Genomic DNA, 20698 nt, shown 5'->3' with positions numbered 1-20698 from the left:
GAGACCACAGTGAGCCTGAACACCACAGCCGATAAGCTGGCGGATTTACGTGCCCGTCTGGAAAAGGCACAGGATCCGGGCAGCGAACGCGCCCGCGCTAAGCGCGATGAGGCCGGGCGCACCACCCCGCGTCAGCGCATCAACCGGCTGCTGGACAAAGGCTCCTTCGTCGAGATCGGTGCCCTCGGGCGCACCCCGGATGACCCGGAGGCACCGTATTCCGACGGCGTGGTGACCGGCTATGGCCGCATTGACGGGCGTCCCGTCGCGGTCTACGCCCACGATAAGACCGTCTACGGTGGCTCCGTCGGCGAAACCTTCGGCCGCAAGGTCTGTGAGGTCATGGACATGGCGATTAAGATCGGCTGCCCGGTCATCGGCATTCAGGATTCCGGCGGCGCCCGCATCCAGGACGCGGTGACCTCGCTGGCCATGTACTCAGAGATCGCCCGGCGCCAACTTCCGCTGTCCGGGCGCAGCCCGCAAATCTCCATCATGATGGGCAAGTCCGCCGGTGGCGCGGTGTATGCCCCGGTGACCACGGACTTCGTCATCGCCGTCGATGGTGAGGCCGAGATGTATGTCACCGGCCCCGCCGTGATCAAGGAGGTCACCGGCGAGGAGATCACCTCCGCCGAACTCGGCGGCGCGCGACAGCAAGAGCTCAACGGCAACGTCTCCTACGTCGCCCGCGATGAGGAAGACGCCTTCAACTGGGTCCACGACCTGCTCGATCGCCTGCCGCTGACCTGCAACGATCCGGCACCGGAATATTGGGCGCCTGCCGACGAGGACGTTGCCGGTGACGAGGCTTTGGACAAGTTCATGCCGGACGACACCAACGCCGGCTATGACATGCACACCCTGCTGGACAAGCTCTTCGACAGCGATGACGTCCAGGAGATCCAGCCGAACTTCGCACCGAATATCATCACCGCCTTCGCGCGCGTCGACGGACGCAGCGTGGGTGTTGTCGCCAACCAGCCGCTCGAGTTCGCTGGGTGCATCGACGCCGACGCCGCCGACAAGGCAGCCCGCTTCATCCGCATCTGCGACGCCTACAACATCCCGCTCATCTTCGTGGTGGATACCCCCGGTTACCTGCCGGGTGTTCAGCAGGAGCAGGTTGGCCTCATCCACCGTGGTGCCAAGCTGGCGTTCGCCCTCGTGGAGGCCACCGTGCCGAAGATTTCGCTCATCGTGCGCAAGGCCTACGGCGGAGCCTATGCCGTCATGGGTTCGAAGAATCTGACCGGCGATATCAACCTGGCCTGGCCGACTGCGCAGATCGCGGTGATGGGCTCGGCGGCGGCCGTGGTGATGATCCAGGGCAAGCAGCTCGCCCAGATCGAGGACGAGAACCAGCGCAACTACATGAAGAAAGTCTTCATGGACTTCTACGATGAGAACATGACCAGCCCCTATGTCGCCGCCGAGCGTGGCTACCTAGATGCCATCATCGAGCCAAACCAGACCAGGATCATGCTGCGCCAGGCACTGCGCCAGCTTGCGGACAAGCAGGAAAAGGATCTGGAAAAGAAGCACACCATTTCGCCCATGTAGGCAGCACGCACCTGTGGCGTGGGGGAGGCGTCGGCAAGCACAAACATGCTTACCATGCGCCTCCTTTTTGCGAGTGTCACGCACCATCGCCTAGCCTAGGCGGTGAGTTTTCCCCTTTTGACAATGTCCCGAAGGTTTTCCCCATGCACTTTTCCCCTCGCCGAAACTCACTGATGGCCGCCACCCTCATCGTGGCGGCCACGAGCATGGCACTGGCCGCACCGGCGGGTGCCCAGGCCACAGGATCTTCGGGCGGGTCCTCCCAGAAGACGGCAAATACCGCTAACCCGGTGGACAATTGGGTCACGTCGATTACCGCAGGGCTGGATGTGACCAAGGTCGGAAACATTATCGGCCGCCAGCAAACCGGCGACCTTGGGCTGGTCGGCAGCGACCTGGGTGTCATGGCGCCGATCATGGACGGGGAAGAATTCGCCATCGTCTTCGGCGATTCCTTCACCGCCGAGCGGCTGCAGGGCACGTGGATGAGCCCGGTTGGTGTGGTGGCCACGATGGGTGCGGACGGCACCATCACCATCGAGCGCCCGCTCAACTCCGGCACGCAGGTTCGTCAGCTCATCAGCTACACCCACACCAATATGCTGACCTTCCTGCCCTCGGACATCATCAACATCGACGGGGTGCTGTACATGCAAGGTAGCTGGAACCGCGGCATCGGGAACGTGGACTCCACTCAGATCTTCGCCTCCGATGACAACGGCCAAACCTGGCGCAATGCAGGGCGCACCTCAAAGAGCTACATGGACGGCATGGGCGATCTCCTGTCCTGGGAGCGCGGTCCGGACGGCTACATCTACGTGATGTCCACCCGTTTCCAGCGCAATGACCCGGTCTACCTGTCGCGCTTTAGGCCGGCAGAGATCGGCGATCGCACCAAGTGGCAGCTCTACGATCCCGCCTCCCGCTCGTGGGGATCGACGGCCAGCCCGGTGATCTATACCAACGTCGAAGCCGGGGAGATGTCTCTGCGCTATATCGACGGCTACTGGGTGCTCGTGCTCTTTAACGAAAAGACGATGGCGATCGAGGTGCGCGCGGCCCGCAGCATCACCGCCGATTGGGACTCGATCATCCCGGCCAACGTGGTCATCGCCGGTACCGGCGGCTGGGGTGCCGCCCAGACCGCAAGCAACTTCACGCAGCTCTACGGCGGTTTCATCGTGCCGGGTTCCACGCTGTCGAACATGAACATCCTGGTCTCTCAGTGGAACACCGGCGACAACTCCGTCTATACCACCACTCAGTTCAACGTCAAGGGGCTGGAGAAGTACTTCGGCATGACCCCGCAGCTGGAGCGCTCAGGCCAGCCAAGCCTCGAGGTCACCGAAACCGTCATGGAGCAGATCACGCTGGGCGAGTAGCCGTTGCTTGCCGACGCCTATCGGCGGGTGATTCAACTTCCGCGGGCGCAGCCTGGGTGCGGTCAGCTGCCCTAAGCGTGGGGCGCATGAGCAGCATCGCGATGCCGATGACGACGAGGACGCTGGCCTCGTGAACGAGCATGCCGATCGCCATGGTGACCCCACCGGCGATGACGCCAGCGAGCAGCAGCGCCACCGTGGCCAGGGCGAGGGAGATATTCAGCCGCATGGTGCCAACCGTGCGCTGGGCGAGCTCGAAGGCATAGGGCAGGCGGGTGAGGCGATCCGACATGAGCGCCACGTCGGCGGTTTCGATCGCGGCAGGAGAGCCGGCCGCGCCCATCGCCACGCCGATGTCAGCCTGCGCGAGCGCTGGGGTGTCGTTGACGCCATCGCCCACCATGGCGACGGTGTATCCGCGCGATTGCAGCTGCGCGACAAGTTCCTGCTTGTGCTCGGGCAACAGCTGCGCATGGATCTCGTCGACGCCGAGCTCCTGGCCGATGCTCATGGCGACGGCGCGGGCGTCGCCGGTGGCCATGATGACCCGGATTCCTCTCTCGTGCAGCGCGGCGATGGCGCTGGCGGCCTCCGGGCGGGCGGCGTCGGCGACGGCGACGATGCCGATCGCCGCCCCGTCCAGGCCCACGTACATGGCGGTTTTCCCCTGCTCGTTGAGCGCGCCAAGGCTTAGCTTGGGTGCTTGGTCGAGGAGGGCGGCGGAGCCGACGACAACCTGGTGGCCGTCGACCTGCGCCGTGATTCCCTGGCCCGTGACCGGCTCGGCGCGGTCGACCAAGGTGGGTGTGATGCCACGTGCGCGGGCCCCCGCGAGGATCGCCTCGGCCAGCGGGTGTTCCGAGGCCGTCTCGGCGGTGGCGGCCAGGCGCAGGACCTCATGCTCGCTGAAGGAGGGGTGCATGGAGACGATGTCGGTGAGGACCGGCCGTCCGGTGGTCAGCGTGCCGGTCTTGTCCACGACCAGGGCGTCGACCCGGGCGGCCGCCTCCAGGTACTCGCCGCCCTTGATGAGCACACCATCGCGGGCCGCGCGCCCAATCCCGGCGACGATGGAGACGGGAATGGAGATAACCAGCGCGCCGGGGCAGGCGATGACCAGCAGGGTCAAGGCGAGCTCGACGTTTTGGGTGACAAGACCGGTGAGGATGGCGGCGAGCATGACTCCCGGGGTGTAGTACTGCGAGAATTTCTCGAGGAAGGTCTGCGTGCGGGCCTTGTCGTCCTGCGCGTCCTCCACCCGGTGGATGATCTTCGCCAAGGTGGAGTCCGCGCCGATGCCGGTGGCCTCGATGCGCAGCAGGCCGCTGCGCAGCCAGGTGCCGGCGTACACGGCGTCGCCCTCGGCCTTTTCCGCGGGCACCGACTCGCCCGTGATCGTGGCCTCGTCGACGCCGCCTAAGCCGCTGAGCACGCGCCCGTCGACCGGAACCTGCTCGCCGTTGCGGACCATTACGGTGTCGCCGGGGACCAGCTCCCACAGTTCCACCGTCTGCGGTGCGCCGTCGCGGAGCACGGTCGCGGTCTCGGGTGCGGCCTCCACGAGCTCGGAAAGCGCACGCCGGGTGCGGTTCATCGTGGCCTTCTCCAGCGCCTTGCCGAGCGCGAAGAGGAAGGTCACCGCCGCGGATTCCCAGTAGTTGTGAAGGAACAGGGCACCGATGGCGGCGACTACCACCAGCAGGTCAATGGAGACCATCTTGATGCGCAGCGCCTGCAGCGCGGAGACCGCGATGCGATAGCCCGCGACGGCGGCCGCGGCAATCATGAGGGCGTCGGCTACCTCAGGCTGCGGGATCAGCCACGAGGCCGCGATGAGCGCTGCCGAAACCGCCACCACGCCCCAGGTCTGGGCCTTGTGAAAAAGGTTCATGATCTTCTCCTTATTCTTATGTCTCAATTGTCTGAGTTGTCGAAGTTGTCTATGTCTGTCGAAGCCAGCGCGTACAGCGCGCGGCCAGCTTGGTGTGTTCCCTTTTGACGCTAGGGGGAGTGACGCAACTTTTCCTTGACACAGATCAAGGAGCCGACAACCACTCCTAGTGGCTTGCGGGGACAAAGAAAAGCCTGCAACCGAGCAGGTTGCAGGCTTGTGTGTGCGGTCTCGGATTAGAAACTAGACGGCTTGGCGTTGTAGCCGACTTCCTTGACCGCGGCGACGAGGTCGCGGACGCCAAGCTGTGCCGGGTCGAAGTCGACGAGGATGCGTCCGGAGGAGAATTTCACCTCGGCGTGGGCGACTCCTTCGAGGCCGTTGAGCTTGTTTTCGATCTTCTTCACGCAGCTGGGGCAGGTGAATTCATCGGAACGTAGCGTGATGGACTGAGTGGCTGGGGCGGTCATGATGCCGGTCCTTTCTTGAGTGTTGTCGTGCTGACACGACTGACTTTAGGAAGGATCGCGGCGCGCTTCCTTGACGTGGATCAAACAGCCTCGTCCCCACCCGCGGCAAGGAGGTCGAGGCCTTCGAGATCGCGTAGCGAGACCCACTCGCGGCCGGAGTCGATGAGCCCGGCGCGCTTCATCTTCGACATGGCCCTGGATGCCGATTCGATCGTTGTCGAGGCCATGCCGGCGATGTCCTCCCTGCGCAGGCGCGCCTGGATGAGCCGCGCGCCGTCGGGCTGGGTGGCGCCGAGCCGCTTGCCCAGCCGGAGCAGGGTTGCAGCCACGCGCTGCTCCACCGTGGAGCCCAGCTGGGCGGACTCGCGCTGCCGATACTGGCGAAGTTGACGCTCCTGGAATCGGATGATCCCGAGGGCGAGTGGGGGATAGGTCGCGACCACCTCGGTGAGCGCCTCCGCGGGTAGGAAGAGCGCGCAGCAGGTCTCCATCGCCCAGGCCGAGTGCGTGGCCTGAGCGGGCGTGGTGGACACGGGGCCGATGATGTCGCCGGGTGCGGCGATGTCGATGGTGACCTCCCGGCCATCGGCGAAGTCGTGGGTGATGCGGGCGCGCCCGGAGGCGAGGATGTAGCTGCCCGTAGCTTCCGCGCCTGCGAGCACGATGGGCTCGCCCTCGCCCCACGCCCACGAGGTGAGCGTCCGATCGAGCTCAGCGCGCTGCTGCTCGGGGAGGTCTCTGGTCAGCGGTGCCGTGGCCAGCACCTTCATTCGCACCTCAGCGGGGCAGGCATGGGGCTTGGCGCAATTGCGGCGGACGGGGTTCGCACTCATGCCCCAAGTCTAGGCGCGGGCCAGCGCCCCCTGGGCCACAAGCTCGCGCCGCAGGCCGTCGCGGCACTCGAGCAGGACGCGCCGTAGGGCGTCGGGAAGCGGGCGGGCCAGGGCGGCGTCGGCCAGCTCAAGTGCGGTGGGGGTGTGCGGGAACAGTCCGCGGACTAAGCGATTGGCGATCTCGATGGGGTGTTGGGCCCACAGGCCTTCCAGCTCGGCGAAGAAGCGCTCGATGAACGGCTCGCGCAATGCGTCGTGGCCGGGCGCGTTGAAGGCGTCGAGGAGCGCGTCGACCTCGGCGTTGGCGAAGGCGCCCGGGGTGGTGACCTGCTCGTAGGTTTCGGCCTTTACCCCAGCGCGTGGCAGGCTGTGGCTGGCGCGTAGGTAGTTGGCCTTGCCAGTCAGCGTGTTGTCGGCTGCCTGTTCGGCCTCGAGCTCGCTGTCGGTGACCTGTCCGCGGGCGGCTAGGGCGGCGAGTGCGTCCCAGCGCTCCTGCGTGCCCAGGGTGCCCAGGTCGTCGGCAAGCAATGCCCGCAGCCGCGCGGCGGCCTTGTCTTGCGTCGCGCCACCGGGTGCGGCCGGGTAGGCGGCCAGCGCGCCGATGACCGCGCGGGTCAGCAGCAGCTTGGCATCACTTCCGTCAGGCGCGGCTGCCACCAGGTCCCATAGCGTGTCGGCATAGCGGGAGGCAACGTGCGCGCGCTGCTCCATAGGGGTGTAGCGGCGGGCGGCGAACTGGGCGTTGGCGAAGATCTGGGTGGCTAGGGTGACGTTGGTTTCTCGCGCGCCGTGTACCAGAGCGAGCTCGACGTAGTCGGCGGCGGGCAGCTGCGCGTCGCGGGTGAGGTTCCACAGCGCGGTCCAGATCACGGCGCGGGAGAGCTCGTCGTCGAGGCGGGAGAGGTGCTTCTTGATGGTGGCAAGAGAGCGCTCGTCGAAGGAGATTGTGGCGTAGGTGTGGTCCCCGTCGTTGAGGAGTACCAGGTCGGGTGCTTCTAGGCCAATGGCCTGCGCGATGGGGACGTCGGCGCCGGCTTCAGCGTCGATAAGCACATCAAGCAGCGCGAAGCGCTCCAGGCGCTGCTCGCGCACGCGGTAGAGACCCACATCCAGCCGGTGCGGGCGGGTGGGCTGGCCGTCAAGCACGGGCGTGGTGCGGATGGCAAGCGAGGCGATGCGGCCGTCCGCAACCTCGAGCACCGGGGTGAGCCTATCGGGGCCGGGGGTTTGCAGCCAGCGCTTGGCCCAGGAGTCCAGGTCCAGCTCCGTGTGGGCCTTCAGCGCTGCCAGGAGGTCGTCGAAGGTGGCGGCGCTAAAGGCGTGCGTGCGGAAGTAGTCGCGCGCGGCGGCGTAGAAGTTATCGCGCCCCACATAGTGCACCAGCTGCTTAAGCACCGCAGCACCCTTGGCGTAGGTGATGCCGTCGAAGTTCTGGCGGGCGGCGTCCACGTCCGGGATCGTGGCCTTGATCGGGTGCGTGGTGGGAAGCTGATCCTGGGCGTAGGCCCAGTTCTTGCGCCCGCCTGCGAAGTTCGTCCACGCCTCGGTGTAGTCGGTGGCGTGCGCGGAGGCGTCCGCCCCCATGAACTCGGCGAAGGATTCCTTCAGCCACAGGTCGTCCCACCACCGTGGGGTGACCAGGTCGCCGAACCACATGTGGCTCATCTCGTGCAGGATGGTGTTCGCGCGGGTGGCGTGCTGGGCGCGAGTGGCCTCGTCGCGGAAGATGTAGCGCTCGTTGAAGGTGACCAGGCCGGGGTTTTCCATCGCGCCGAGGTTGTACTCGGGCACGAGGATGGAGTCGTACTTGCCCCAGGGGTAGGGGAAGCCGAAGGCCTCGTCGAAGTAGCTCAGGCCCTGGAGGGTGATTGCTAGGAATTCCTCGTCGACGTACTGCGCCATCGAGGCCCGTGCCCACACGCCCGCTTCGATGGTGCGGTTATCCGCGCGCCAGGTGGCATGCTTGCCGACGTACGCGCCTACGGCAAAGCTCGTCAGGTAGGTGGACAGCGGCGGGGTTTGGGCGAAGGCGACCAGCGTGCCGCCGGGGACCTGCTCGCGGGCGATCTCCGGCTGGTTGGACAGCGCGACGATGGGCGCATCTGTGGCTTCGGGGACGAGCAGCTCGACGTCAAAGCGGACCTTGAGGTCCGGCTGGTCGAAGCAGGGGAAGATGCGGCGCGCATCCGAGGGCTCCAGGTGGCTGTAGAGGTAGGTTCGCCCGTCACTGGGGTCGGCGAAGCGGTGCAGGCCCTGGCCGGTGCGCGAGTAGCGGGCGGTGCCGGTGACTTTGATGCCAACCTCGGTGTCGGTGGGCACCTCGTCAACGGTGATCACGGCGCCGTCGTAGGCAAACGGGTGCGGGGTGCCGTCAACTTCCACGTGTTCCACGCTCTCGCCGAGGAAGTCGATCGTGAGCGTTGGTGTGCGGGTGACAAGGTGCAGCAGCGTTTCTACTCCGAAGGTGGGGGAGGAGGCCATCTCGCGCAGGTCAAGCGCGATGGATTGGCTGCTCATGCGCAGCGATTGGCCGCGTTCGGTGGCGCGGGCAAGGCTGATGGTGGATGAAGTTTCGTGCATAGCAACCAGCTTAGCCATCCGGATAGTGCCGCCTCCGGTGCGTGGCGCTGCTGAATGAAACCAGGGATATAAGAAAAACGCCCTCATCCCGAAACAGATTTCCCGGGATAAGGGCGTGCACGGTCGCGAGGCCGTCAGGAGGCCACCGGTTTCTTGCTGAACTTTGCGGCAACCGCGCGCCATCCCAGCAGCAGCAGTGCGGACATGATCGAGGCAACCAGGATGAAAGACCAGTGCGGGAATTCCTGGTGGCGGATACCCCATATAGCCAGGCCTGCCACTGCGGTGCTCAACCACACGGTGACACCCTGTTTGACGGTGGCGGCATCCTTGCCGCGGATGAGCATCCAGCCGATGAGAACGCCCAGCGCGAAAGGCCACCAGGTGTTGAGCACCTCAGCGACGCCGAGGCCGCCGTGGGCCATGCGGGCGAGGACGGCGAAGACGAAGATGGCGATGATGTCATAGGCTAGGTACTTCACGAGGGGCTCCTAAAAGAATTGATCCAAGCAGGCAGGTACCCGCCCCCTGATGATAGCCCGACCGGCGGTTTTCTCGTCCGGCGGGGGTGGGCGGGAAGTATCTACGTCTTAGTTTGCCTGTGGGGCCTGCGCTGCCTCGGCGGTGGGCCCATGGGGGTCTTGCGCGTCGACGACGGTGACGCCGCCGCGCGCGGTGTCGATGAAGTAGACGATCCAGCCGATGGCGGTAATCAGGGCGAAGGAGAGGATGCGGTAGACGAACACGGCGCCGAAGGCGTTGGAGGCGGTCATGCCCACGGCCACGAGAGAGCCGGTGAAAGCGGCCTCCACCGGGCCGAGCCCCGCCGGGGTGATCTGCGCGGTGCCAACGATCTTCGAGGTAACAAAGGCCAAGGTCACCCCAAGCACAGTGGTGGAGTCGGGCTGGCGTTCGAAGCCGGGCATCACCCCGGTCACGGCCCAGATACACAGCCAGAGGCTGGCGATATCGAGCAGCCAGTTCATCAGCGACAGGGTAGCCACCCACAAAAAGCGGCCGAAGCTTAAGTCAACGGCATCCAGCTGGGCGATGTGCCTGTGCAGGGACTCCATGCCGCGGTGTGGTTCGCGCCGGGTGAGTCTATTGAAGATCCGCAGGCAGCCGCGGGCGATCCTTTCCGTCTTGCCGGCGTGGTTGGTGGCCCAGAATACGGCCATCGCCAGCGCGATCATGATGGTGGCCGAGCCGAGCAGCGGTGCCAGCGAGAAGTTGGCGTTGAGGAAGAAGATGGACACAAGCCCTAGGGCGATGAGCCAGACTGTGGACAAAGCGCTGGAGACCACGATGAACCAGGAGCTGACCACGAGGCTGACGTTCCAATTGCGCATGGTGCGGTATTGGTACACCGTGGAGATGGCCGCGCCGCCGGGGAAGGTGGTGGACCATGCGTTGCCGATCAGCGTCAGCTGCAGCGCCTTGCTTAAGCGCACGGGGTGCCCGCCGACTGTGAGCAGGCTGCGCATGACCTCAGCCATGGCGACGATGGAGCAAAAGACGGCGAGGAAGGCCGCGATGGTCAAGGAGGTGTCGGCGGCGAGGACATCGTGGTAGCCCTCGGCAAGGAAGGGCATCTGGTCGCGCAGCAAAAAGGCGGCGATGGCGATGATGACCAGGGGACCGAAGAATCGGACCCATCGGTTGTGAAGTATCGCCATGCCACCACGTTTCTACTGCTTTGCGCTGCTAGTTGCGCTTTTCTTCATTCAGTCGTTTGATTAATTCACTAAATGGTACTAGCTCGTTGTCCTCGGTTGCGATTCGTCCGCCGCGGCTGGCCACGTTTTCCTCGATGGGCATGGCCTTTTCGATCGGGGTTTCTGCGGCCATGTCGTGCTTGCCGACGCCCCCCGTGTCGTCGTCGCTCGCCGCCGCCTGAGAGGTATCGGCGGCCACGGGGTGGATGCGGGTGGTATCGGACTCATAAGGATTGCCGTGGCTTAAGGTGGCTTCCTCGGCACCGACAGCCACCAGTGCGGGGGCGGGCACGACCGCGCTGGCGTGGGAATTGTGCCCCATCCGTGCGCTGGCGGCCTTGACCCAGCGCGGCCCCCACCAGTTGTCCTCGCGCAACAGGTGCATGACGGCGGGCACGAGCAGCATGCGTATGACGGTGGCATCGAAGAGCAGGGCGAAGATCATGCCGAAGGCGATGTACTTCATCATGACGATCTCGGAGAATCCGAAGGCGCCGCAGACTACGATCATGATGAGCGCCGCGGCGGTAATGATGCCGCCGGTGTGCGCGGTGCCGTACTTGATGGCCTCGTCGGTGGACTCACCGTTGTCGCGGGCCTCCACCATGCGGGAGACGAGGAACACCTCGTAGTCGGTGGACAGGCCGTAGACGATCGCCATGATGAGCACGAGCACCGGGCTCATGAGCGGACCCGGGGTGAAGTTGGCCAGGCCTGCCCCCACGCCGTCGACGAACATGGCGGTGAGCACGCCGAGTGTGGCCCCCATGCCCAGGATCGTCATGATGATGGCCTTGGCAGGCAGGATCATCGAGCCAAACACCAGGCTCATCAATAAGAAGGTGACCACAACGATGTAGATCGCCATCGTGGGCAGCTTCTCAAACAGCGCCTCTATAGACTCCACCTCCAGCGCGGGGGTGCCGCCGATGTAGACGTTGACGCCCTCCGGCACGGTGATGGCGCGCAACTGCTCGACGACCTCCTCGTTGTCCTCGCGATTGGCGATGCCCGCGGATAATACGGTGGTCCCGTCCTGGGTTGCCGAGGATGCCTGGAAGCGGCTGGTGAGGCCTTGGACCTGATTGGCCTGGTTGAATACCTCCACCAGTTGCGCGTTGTCGGCGCCGGTGACCACCAGCTTGATGGGATCGGTGCGGAAGGTGGGGAACTGCTCGTCGAAGGTGGCCTGAGCCTGGCGCACCGCGTTGTTGGGTGGCAAGTAGGTCTCGTTGATGCCGCCGAACTTCACGCCCGCGAGGGGCACCGACAGCGCGAGCAGGCCAGCGACGATGGCGACGGTGACCACCGTGGAGTGCTTCATCGCCCACTGCGGCATCCTGTACCACCAGGTATCCTCCAACCGCTTGCCCACCCGGCTGGTCCGGCGCACGGTCAGAGCATCGATGCGGTGGCCCAACAGGCCGAACAGGGAGGGCAGCACGGTAATGGACAGCAGGGCCGCCAGGCCCACCGCGGAGATCGCGCCGTAGGCCACGGACTTCAAGAATGCCTGGGGGAATACGAGCAGCCCGGACAGGGCCACCGCCACCATCGCCGCGGAAAATACCACGGTCTTGCCGGCCGTGGCCGTCGTTAAGCGAACGGCGTCGGGCACGCTACGGCCTTGGTCGAGCTCCTCGCGGAAGCGGGAGACCATGAAAAGTCCGTAGTCGATGGCCAGACCCAGGCCCAGCAGGGTGACCACCGACTGCGCGAACACATTGACCTGGGTGACCCCGGCGAGGATGGACAGCACACCCAGCGAGCCCAGGATGGACAACCCGCCCACGATCAGCGGCATGAAGGCGGCGACCACCGAACCGAAGACGATGAGCAGCAGCACCGCAACCGCGGGCAGGGCATAGATCTCCGCGCGGTGAATATCACCCGCCATGCCCTCGTCGAGGGCGTCGGCAACCGCCGTGGCGCCGGCAACCTGAACCTCTACCCCGTCGAAGGTAGGGTAGAGATCGTCTTCGATGATGCGGAAGTCCCTGAGCGTCTGCTCGCCGTCGCCGGATAGCGCCACGGCGGCGAAGGCGACTGTGCCGTCCTCGGAGACCAAGTTCGGGTTACGCTTGTCGAAGTAGCTGGTCACCGAATCAATCTGAGCCGGGTGATCGGCGGCAAGCTGCGTGAGGTAGCTGCTGATCGCGTCAAATTGCTGCGAGGTGGTGATGCCTTTTTCATCCTTGAACAGCAAGATGACATCGCCAGAATTATCGCGGCCGAAGGTCTCCTGCTCGATCGTGGCGGCCTGCGTCGACGAAGAGCCGGGATCGTCCCAGCCCTCCTGGCTCATGCGGTCGGCAAGCTTGAGTCCGAAGAGCCCGTACAGCGCCAAGATGGCCAGGATGATGGCCAAAGGCACGATACGCCGATGGCGGTAGGCGAAATCTCCCCAGGTGGAGAACATGGGCTACTCCTATGCGCGGCCAGACAACAGTGCGGTAAGCGGGCGGAACGGGCGCAGCCATGCACCGGTATCAGGCAGCGAATCCAGGCTGATGCGCGGCAAGGGCTCGCGGAATACGCCCGGAATCTCCTCCAGATCGACAAAGACGAGATTCTCGTCGTTGACCGCCCATGCGGCATGCTCGTGGAAGCCCACCACCGTCACGGCCACGCCCTCGGCGGCCAGCTTATCCAAGGTTTCCTTGAAGTTTTGCCCGTCGGCAGAGGCCACGACCACACCGCGCAGAACGCCTTGGGAGTGGCGTAGCAAGATGTGCTCGATCATGTCCGGGTCGACGTCGGAATCCTCTGTCAGCTTCGGCTTGGCGAACACCGCGAAGCCGATGTTGCGCAGCGCTTCTACCCAGGGGCGAACGTTTTCCGCGCCACCCGGGGTGACATTGGCAAACACCGTGGCCTCGGCCTCGATGTGGAGGTTTTGCTTGTGCGACAGTTCGCCGGCGCGGGCCAACAGCCACCGGCCGATGGCGTCGAAGCGGGGTCGGTGTGCGGCCGAGGGGCGCCCGCCGAGGATTGCACCGAGGCCCATGTCTAGGTTCGGCGCGTCCCACACCAATAGCAGGGTGTCGCTGGCGAGGGCCGATTGATCGTCTTGGTAGTCGCTCATGATTACTTGCGCCTCCACAGGAATTCGTTGATGGTGTGGTCTTTATCCAAGCCCTTGCCCTCGAACTTGGTGATGACCTGGCGGTCGGTCAGCTGCGGGCACTCCGGCCACGGCCAGCCCATGTACTCCAGCATCGGCTCGACGTTGGCGAGCTCCTTGATCCACTCGGCGTAGTCGGCATGGTCGGTTGCCACGTGCAGTACCCCACCCGGCTTGAGCCGGGTGGCGATGAGGTTGAGCACACCGGACTGGATGATGCGGCGCTTGTGGTGGCGAGCCTTGGGCCAGGGGTCCGGGAAGTAGATGCGCACGCCGTCAAGAGATCCCTCGTCGAACATGCGGGTGAGTACCTCGACGCCGTCGCCGCGCACCATGCGGATATTGGTGATGCCCTCGCGCACGACCGCGCCGAGCAGTTTGGCCAGGCCGGGCTTGTAGAGCTCGACGGCGATGATGTTGGTATCCGCCTCGAACGGTGCCATCGCGGCGGTGGAGGTGCCGGTGCCGGAGCCGATCTCCAGGATCGTCTTGGCGCCGCTGCGCCCGAACCAGGCGTCGACGTCAATCTTGTCGTCGGAAAGCACGGTGCCGAGCGTCGGCCAGTTCTCCTCCCAGAGCGCCTCCTGGTTGTCGGTGAGGGTGCCACGGCGGAAGGAAACGGTGCCCAGGCGCGGGTAGTCGAGGTCGTTGCCGAATTCGGCGTTGAAATCGGTTTGCAGGGGACGGCCCTTGGGCAGGTCTCCTACGTGGGTCTTTTGGGAATTATCAGGAATAGACATCGCCTCCATTCTGCCTGTTTGCTGGGATTTGTTCAATATGGGTCTCCTGTTTCTGCTGCTTTGCTTTGAGCAATATGTGAAGCAGGGTCTGCCAAAGCTACGCCCTTCATTAAGGAGCCTTTTGCTTTCCGACGCGCACCTGCGCGCCTTTCCCACCGGCTTCTTCGACAAGTTTCACGCACGAGGGAACCGGGCAGGAAGCTTGCGCGTCTATTCCTTTCTAGTTGCAGCCTGGATAAGCCCGCTTTCCTAGACCCGGCCGCAGCGTTTGCTGTTGGTTTGGGAAGACGAGGTGGCACGGTGCCGAAAGGGGCTGACCGAAATTCAAGGAGGAGGCACTGCGTGGCTGATATCGACAATGTGGCACGGGATGCGCACACCCCGGTGGCCGGTGCCGGAGCATTCCCGGCGCTGCTCGGCTGGCTGGAATCTTTGCCCGCACACAACGCAGGTCACGCCGGTGTCGTGGGTGAGCCCATGGATCCGGGCGTCATCCAGGCCCGCACCGCCGCGGTGGAGCTGGCAAAGATCCTGCAGTGTCATGCAGGCCCGGTGCGCGTTGGCGCCTGCACCGTCGCGGAGTCACTCGAGCTGCCGGATTTAGGACCCGGTTGGCTTCCGGTTGCTGTCTCGTGGCCGGTGCTCACCCACGCGGTGGACGTGGTCTTGGTGGGGTGGAGTGCAACCGTTGACAAGGGATCCATCGTCGACGCCAAGGCCCGCGCGCGCATGCGCGGTATCCATGCTGAGTCCGCGGTCTACTTCCATGTCGTGGAAGAGGAGGTCCTGCGCGGCGCGGACGTTGGCGCGCTGCGCGAGGTGGTAGAGGGGATCGACCCAGCGCGCATCGAGCAGGTCCGCCTGCTTAGGCTGGCTGGGGAGGTTGCGGCCTTGCGTCAGCGTTTCCCCCACGCCGGGCTTCCGGCCTGCGAATTCCTGCCCGCGCCGGTGCCGCTTCGCGTTTCCGTGATCAGTCCCGACAAGCGGTGTCGGGGCTCGTGGGTGGCGCGGGCGCGGGAGCTGGGGGAGATGGTAAGCCCCCTGTCACCGGTCGACGTCATCATCGCCGTCGCTCCCGCAACGGGCTGGCGGTCGGCGGACAAAGAGGTGCTGAAAGAAGCGGTGGCGCGCGCCGGGATCGTCTTTGTCACCGCCCGGCTGCCCTCGAGCTGGCAGCTACCGCATGTCCTTCTAGAAGAAAGCTACAGCGCGAAGGACCTCTACGACGTGGTCGATCAAGTTTTGAAGGCGAAGACACCGGTACTGCGGGCCGCTTCGGTATCTCCCCTATCGGAATCCGGGCAGGCCGTGGGAGTGGCCAAGCATCATATGCTTCTGCGGCGCCGAAAGGTGCTGGTCAGTCTGCCGGAACGGCACCTGCGACATTTGGCACGCAGTCTGGAGATTCCTCGCTCCTGGCGCACCGGGGTCGTTGAAGCATGTATGTCCGTGGTGGTGGCTGGGGTGGTCGCCGGTGGTCTCATACGCGTGGGAGTGTGGCCGGCGGTGGCTATCGTGGTGGGCGCTGTCCTGGCAGGTGTGCGTTTGATGCAGGCAAAACGGGTGCGCCGCACGCAGCTGGCGGCGGAGATTGCAGGGGAGCTCGGCGCGCGAGTCAGCGTGTTGTCCGCCCTCCCGAAACGGTGCGAGGGGCGGGGTTAAGGCCTATGGACGAACTCCTACCTGTTGATGGTGCCGATGTAAAGGATCTGCCGGAACTGCTTGCGCGGTGGGCCAACGCCGGTGGTCTCGGTGAACTGATCCCTGGCACCTACTACGGCAGTGACGGGGTGGTGGTGCTCCACGACGATGATCTCGACGGGGTGATCGATCGCATCGCGGCCATCGGCAATGACGGACGCATGGCCGAGCATGTTTTCCTGTCAGGAGAGCTGGCCCGCTGGGCAGGATATACCGCCGCTGGGCCTGAGACGAAGGAGGCAGGCGAGTCGGTGTCGCGGGAAAAGCCGGGTTCAATAAGTCCCGCGGAGCGGCTGGGCGATTGGGGTTCGTGAGGAAGATGAGGTGCTAGGGGTTGGGTTGTCGTGGGGGATAATCCCACCTATTGGATGCCCACGTGTGCGTTTTTCGGGCAAACATTCACAATCTTGTAAAAATCAGTCAAAAGTGTGCCCTGGTGCACATTGCAAATCCTGCGAATAACTGCATTAACGTGTTGGCAATCGATTGCGCCCGAATCGTCCAATAAGGGATGTGAATTAATAGACATGCACCAATTATTACCCCCGGAATTGGGTATCAAATACCGCAGTTTTCGTGGATTTGGTGGTAAAGGCAGCCGAAGTGGTGGGGGTAAATTGCAGGTAGATTAGTTTTGTGACGTGAGTCTCTAAAAGCTTGTTCAATTGGAGTCGGCTTAAAGCTACTGTGATTGATGTATTCACCCGCAAACAGACACGTGAAAATATGTCAGGAGATTCGATGTCCAACGTGGCCATCAAGGGGCTGGAAGGCGCAGCCCCAACCGAGAACGAAGCACTGCTGAATTGGATCGCTGAGGCCGTAGAGCTCTTCCAGCCGGAGAAGGTAGTTTTCGCAGATGGCTCTCAGGAGGAGTGGGACCGTCTGGCAGAAGAATTGGTTGAGGCAGGTACCCTACTGCGCCTCAACGAGGAGAAGCGTCCGAACAGCTTCCTCGCACGCTCTAACCCTTCCGACGTTGCTCGTGTTGAGTCGCGCACCTTCATCTGCTCCGAGAAGGAAGAGGATGCAGGTCCTACCAACAACTGGGCAGACCCGAAGGAAATGAAGGCCGAGATGACCGAGGCCTACACCGGCGCCATGCGTGGCCGCACGATGTATGTCGTTCCTTTCTGCATGGGTCCGATCGATGATCCGAACCCGAAGCTGGGCGTGCAGCTGACTGACTCCGCATATGTGGTTATGTCTATGCGCATTATGACCCGCATGGGTTCCGCGGCTTTGGAGAAGCTGGGTGCAGACGGTGAGTTCGTCCGCGCACTGCACTCCGTCGGCGCTCCACTGGAGCCGGGCCAGGAGGATGTCGCGTGGCCGTGCAATGACACCAAGTACATCACCCAGTTCCCGGAGACCAAGGAGATCTGGTCCTACGGCTCCGGCTACGGCGGAAACGCCATCTTGGCCAAGAAGTGCTACGCCCTGCGTATCGCCTCCGTCATGGCCAAGGAAGAGGGGTGGATGGCTGAGCACATGCTCATCCTGAAGCTGACCTCCCCGGAGGGCAAGGTGTACCACATCACCGCTGCTTTCCCGTCTGCTTGCGGCAAGACCAACCTGGCAATGCTGACCCCGACCATCCCCGGCTGGAAGTCCGAGGTCGTCGGCGATGACATCGCATGGCTACACCTGCGCGAGGATGGCCTCTACGCTGTCAACCCGGAGAACGGCTTCTTCGGCGTTGCCCCGGGTACTAACTACGCCTCCAACCCGATCGCAATGCAGACCCTAGAGCCGGGCAACACCTTGTACACCAACGTCGCGTTGACCGATGACGGCGACATCTGGTGGGAGGGCATGGACGGTGACGCCCCGGCTCACCTCGTCGACTGGCGCGGCAACGACTGGACCCCGGAGTCCGGCGTGGATGCCGCGCACCCGAACTCCCGCTACTGCGTCGGCCTGACCCAGTGCCCGACCACGGCTCCTGAGTTCGATGACTGGAAGGGTGTTAAGGTTGACGCCATCCTGTTCGGTGGCCGTCGCCCCGACACCGTGCCGCTGGTGACCCAGACCTACGACTGGGAGCACGGCACCATGGTCGGCGCTCTGTTGGCTTCGGGACAGACCGCCGCCGCCGAGGGCGTTGTCGGTGCCCTGCGCCACGACCCAATGGCTATGCTGCCGTTCATCGGCTACAACGCCGGTGACTACCTGCAGCACTGGATCGACATGGGCAAGCGCGGCGGCGACAAGATGCCTCCGATCTTCCTCGTCAACTGGTTCCGCCGCGGCGATGACGGCCGTTTCCTCTGGCCGGGCTTCGGTGATAACTCTCGCGTGCTGAAGTGGATCGTCGACCGCCTCGAGGGCAAGGTTGAGGCCGAGGAGACCATCGCGGGCCTGACCGCCCGTGCCGAGGACATGGACCTTGAGGGTCTGGACACCCCGATCGAGGATGTCCGCGAGGCTTTGACCGCACCTGCCGAGCAGTGGGCGGGCGACCTCGAGGATAACGCCAACTACCTGGAGTTCCTCGGCCCGAAGGTCCCGGCTGAGGTCCACGAGCAGTTCGCTGCTCTGCGCAAGCGTGTTGAGGCAGCCCAGGCCTAAGTAGGTCCCATCGGCCAACCGCGACTGGCGGCGCCACCTTAAGGGTCTCGCTTCAACAGAAAAAAACCGGCGATGCAGACTGACATGCATCGCCGGTTTTTTGCTTGCCGTGACCTGGCTCAAGAAGCGAGGTCACAGGGCTATTTCTTGCGCAGCACGATCACCAAGTTGGAGACCAAGATTTCCCGCAGCCCGGGGACGGTGACCATCCACCACGCCCACCAGGGGTGGTAGCGCGGGATCAGGGCAACGATGTCGGCACGGGATTCATGCGCGACGGAGCGTGCCCACTTAAGGCCCGCGGCGCAGGAGACGTCGAAAAGCGAGGTGCCGAAGACGTTTTTCGGCGGGTGCCCGTGGGTGCGCGTGTAGCGATCGCGGGCGAAGGCGCCGCCCACGTAGTGCTGCCACAGCCCGGTCTCATGCCCGCCGAAGGGCCCCAACCAGATGGTGTAGCTCAAGACAACCAGCCCGCCCGGCTTGGTGACCCGCAGCATCTCCTCGCCCATGTCCCAGGGGCGAGGGATGTGTTCAGCGACATTGGAGGAATAGGCGATGTCGAAGCACCGGTCGCGCAGGGGGAGGTTCATCCCGTCGCCGCGGATGGAGGAAGCAAGGGCGATTCCGGCCGCGGCCATCTCGCCGACGTCGGGTTCGACGCTGATATAGCTCGCGCCGTGGTTGCGGAATTCCTCGGCGAAATAGCCGGGGCCGCCGCCGACGTCGAGGATGCGAATGCCGGACAGGGTGCGGCCGGTGGCGTCGGCAAGCAGGCTGGCAATCAGCGCGCGGGTGTCGCGGGCCAGCCCGGTGTAAAAGAGGTCGGGGCGTGGCTGCTCGTGGCGGAAACTCCACAGTAGGCTCAGCGAGCGACGCAGGGTGGCAAGCGTGCGGGTCGCGGGCAAGACGAAAGGGCGGGTGGCGGACACGGAGATGAATTTTACCCGCTGCACGTGCCCCGGTTAGGCTGGAGTACCTGATGAAAGTTCTACTGCTGTGTTGGCGCGACTCCACCCACCCGCAAGGTGGGGGCAGCGAACGCTACCTTGAGCGCGTCGGCGAGCACCTTGCCCGCCAGGGCCACGAGGTGATCTTTCGCACCGCCGGGCACACCGACGCCCCACGCCGCAGCATGCGCGACGGCGTGCGCTATTCCCGCAGCGGCGGCAAGTTCAGCGTCTACCCGAAAGCGGCGCTGGCGATGCTGGCCGGAAGGCTGGGGCTGGGCACGCTCGCCGGGGTCGACGTGGTGGTGGATACGCAAAACGGCATCCCTTTCTTCGCCCGCTGGTTTGCCAGGCGGCCGACGGTGCTGCTGACGCACCATTGCCACAGGGAGCAGTGGCCGGTGGCCGGGCCGGTGCTGGCGCGCATCGGGTGGTTTCTGGAATCGAAGGTGTCCCCGCGCGCCTATCGGGGCGCGCCTTATGTCACCGTCTCCGATCCCAGTCGCCGCGAACTCGTCGCGCTGGGCGTGCGTGAGCGCGACATCACCATCATCCGCAACGGAGTGGATCCGATTCCCGCCTTCGTTCCCAGGCTTGCCGACGACGGCCGCACCCACCTGGTCACCCTTTCCCGCCTGGTGCCACATAAGCAGATCGAGCACGCCATCGACGTGGCCTGTGCGCTTGACGGGGTGGTGCTGGACATCATCGGTTCCGGCTGGTGGGAGGATCAGCTGCGCGAGTATGCCGCCCGGAAAGGCGCCGGGGACCGGGTGATCTTCCACGGGCAGGTCGCAGAAGACCACAAGCACGCCCTGCTGGCGGCGGCCTCTTTGCACCTGATGCCTTCCCGAAAAGAAGGGTGGGGCCTGGCTGTTATCGAGGCCGCGCAGCACGCGGTGCCCACGGTGGGGTATCGCGCCTCCGGCGGGCTCAATGATTCGATCGTCGACGGCGTCACCGGCGTCGTGGTCGATAGCCCTGCCGGATTGTTGGCTGCGGTTGCGCGTTTGCTTGCCGACGAGCACCGCCGCCGTGCCATGGGCGCTGCCGCCCGCGAGCGCGCCGCACAGTTTTCCTGGGCGGATACCGGCACCCGCTTTGCTGACCTGCTCGAAAGCCTCGTCGGAAAAAACCAGGCGGGGAAGATGTGGCCTCAAAACTAGCCCCCATCTGGCTGC

16 protein-coding genes are annotated in these 20698 nt (G+C 64.5%); 6 read left to right on the top strand and 10 right to left on the bottom strand.

Annotated features, from left to right (window positions below; translation table 11 throughout):
• The first annotated feature begins 9 nt into the window (after positions 1-9).
• Positions 10-1563, top strand: coding sequence for an acyl-CoA carboxylase subunit beta (locus tag PAB09_RS12095; RefSeq protein ID WP_271033887.1), 1554 nt, complete (start codon positions 10-12; stop codon positions 1561-1563).
• Positions 1564-1706: 143 nt separating this feature from the next.
• Positions 1707-2945: a DUF4185 domain-containing protein gene (locus PAB09_RS12090; protein WP_271033886.1), complete on the top strand. Its 1239-nt coding sequence runs from the start codon at positions 1707-1709 to the stop codon at positions 2943-2945.
• Here PAB09_RS12090 and PAB09_RS12085 read toward each other — a convergent pair.
• The 9 genes from PAB09_RS12085 to trmB all read right to left on the bottom strand — a co-directional run bounded on the left by PAB09_RS12085 (position 2929) and on the right by trmB (position 14298).
• Complete coding sequence (locus PAB09_RS12085) at positions 2929-4836, bottom strand: heavy metal translocating P-type ATPase (protein WP_271033885.1); 1908 nt, start codon at positions 4834-4836, stop codon at positions 2929-2931. The genes PAB09_RS12090 and PAB09_RS12085 overlap by 17 nt on opposite strands.
• Before the next feature lie 236 nt (positions 4837-5072).
• On the bottom strand, positions 5073-5306 hold the full coding sequence (locus PAB09_RS12080; RefSeq protein ID WP_271033884.1) for a heavy-metal-associated domain-containing protein: 234 nt from the start codon (positions 5304-5306) through the stop codon (positions 5073-5075).
• A gap of 80 nt (positions 5307-5386) precedes the next feature.
• A complete protein-coding gene (locus PAB09_RS12075) occupies positions 5387-6139 on the bottom strand; it encodes a Crp/Fnr family transcriptional regulator (protein ID WP_271033883.1) in 753 nt (250 codons plus the stop codon).
• A gap of 9 nt (positions 6140-6148) precedes the next feature.
• On the bottom strand, positions 6149-8719 hold the full coding sequence (gene pepN / locus PAB09_RS12070; protein WP_271033882.1) for an aminopeptidase N: 2571 nt from the start codon (positions 8717-8719) through the stop codon (positions 6149-6151).
• A 134-nt stretch (positions 8720-8853) separates the two neighbouring features.
• Positions 8854-9201: a DUF3054 domain-containing protein gene (locus tag PAB09_RS12065; RefSeq protein WP_271033881.1), complete on the bottom strand. Its 348-nt coding sequence runs from the start codon at positions 9199-9201 to the stop codon at positions 8854-8856.
• A 108-nt stretch (positions 9202-9309) separates the two neighbouring features.
• A complete protein-coding gene (locus PAB09_RS12060; RefSeq protein WP_271033880.1) occupies positions 9310-10395 on the bottom strand; it encodes a lysylphosphatidylglycerol synthase transmembrane domain-containing protein in 1086 nt (361 codons plus the stop codon).
• Between the two features lie 28 nt (positions 10396-10423).
• Positions 10424-12853, bottom strand: a complete 2430-nt coding sequence (locus PAB09_RS12055) for an MMPL family transporter (protein ID WP_271033879.1) — start codon at positions 12851-12853, stop codon at positions 10424-10426.
• Positions 12854-12862: 9 nt separating this feature from the next.
• A complete protein-coding gene (locus tag PAB09_RS12050) occupies positions 12863-13519 on the bottom strand; it encodes an NYN domain-containing protein (protein WP_271033878.1) in 657 nt (218 codons plus the stop codon).
• A 2-nt stretch (positions 13520-13521) separates the two neighbouring features.
• Positions 13522-14298, bottom strand: coding sequence for a tRNA (guanosine(46)-N7)-methyltransferase TrmB (trmB, locus tag PAB09_RS12045; RefSeq protein WP_271033877.1), 777 nt, complete (start codon positions 14296-14298; stop codon positions 13522-13524).
• A gap of 342 nt (positions 14299-14640) precedes the next feature.
• On the opposite strand from trmB, the gene PAB09_RS12040 reads away from it, so the two are divergent.
• From PAB09_RS12040 to PAB09_RS12030, 3 genes are all read left to right on the top strand, one after another.
• The gene (locus tag PAB09_RS12040) at positions 14641-15960 is read left to right on the top strand and encodes a hypothetical protein (RefSeq protein ID WP_271033876.1); all 1320 of its coding nucleotides are present in this window, start codon (positions 14641-14643) and stop codon (positions 15958-15960) included.
• 5 nt (positions 15961-15965) lie between these two features.
• A complete protein-coding gene (locus PAB09_RS12035; protein ID WP_271033875.1) occupies positions 15966-16313 on the top strand; it encodes a hypothetical protein in 348 nt (115 codons plus the stop codon).
• A gap of 427 nt (positions 16314-16740) precedes the next feature.
• On the top strand, positions 16741-18570 hold the full coding sequence (locus tag PAB09_RS12030) for a phosphoenolpyruvate carboxykinase (GTP) (protein ID WP_271033874.1): 1830 nt from the start codon (positions 16741-16743) through the stop codon (positions 18568-18570).
• A gap of 140 nt (positions 18571-18710) precedes the next feature.
• Here the strand turns inward: PAB09_RS12030 and PAB09_RS12025 are convergent, their stop codons facing one another.
• On the bottom strand, positions 18711-19499 hold the full coding sequence (locus PAB09_RS12025) for a class I SAM-dependent methyltransferase (RefSeq protein ID WP_442873674.1): 789 nt from the start codon (positions 19497-19499) through the stop codon (positions 18711-18713).
• Between the two features lie 50 nt (positions 19500-19549).
• On the opposite strand from PAB09_RS12025, the gene PAB09_RS12020 reads away from it, so the two are divergent.
• The gene (locus tag PAB09_RS12020) at positions 19550-20683 is read left to right on the top strand and encodes a glycosyltransferase family 4 protein (protein WP_271033873.1); all 1134 of its coding nucleotides are present in this window, start codon (positions 19550-19552) and stop codon (positions 20681-20683) included.
• The last annotated feature ends 15 nt before the right edge of the window (positions 20684-20698 follow it).

Source organism: Corynebacterium sp. SCR221107 (assembly GCF_027886475.1).
In the GTDB taxonomy this organism is placed as follows: domain Bacteria; phylum Actinomycetota; class Actinomycetes; order Mycobacteriales; family Mycobacteriaceae; genus Corynebacterium.
The sequence above is the reverse complement of the archived record's forward strand: the minus strand, read 5'-3'. Positions and strand labels throughout refer to the sequence as shown.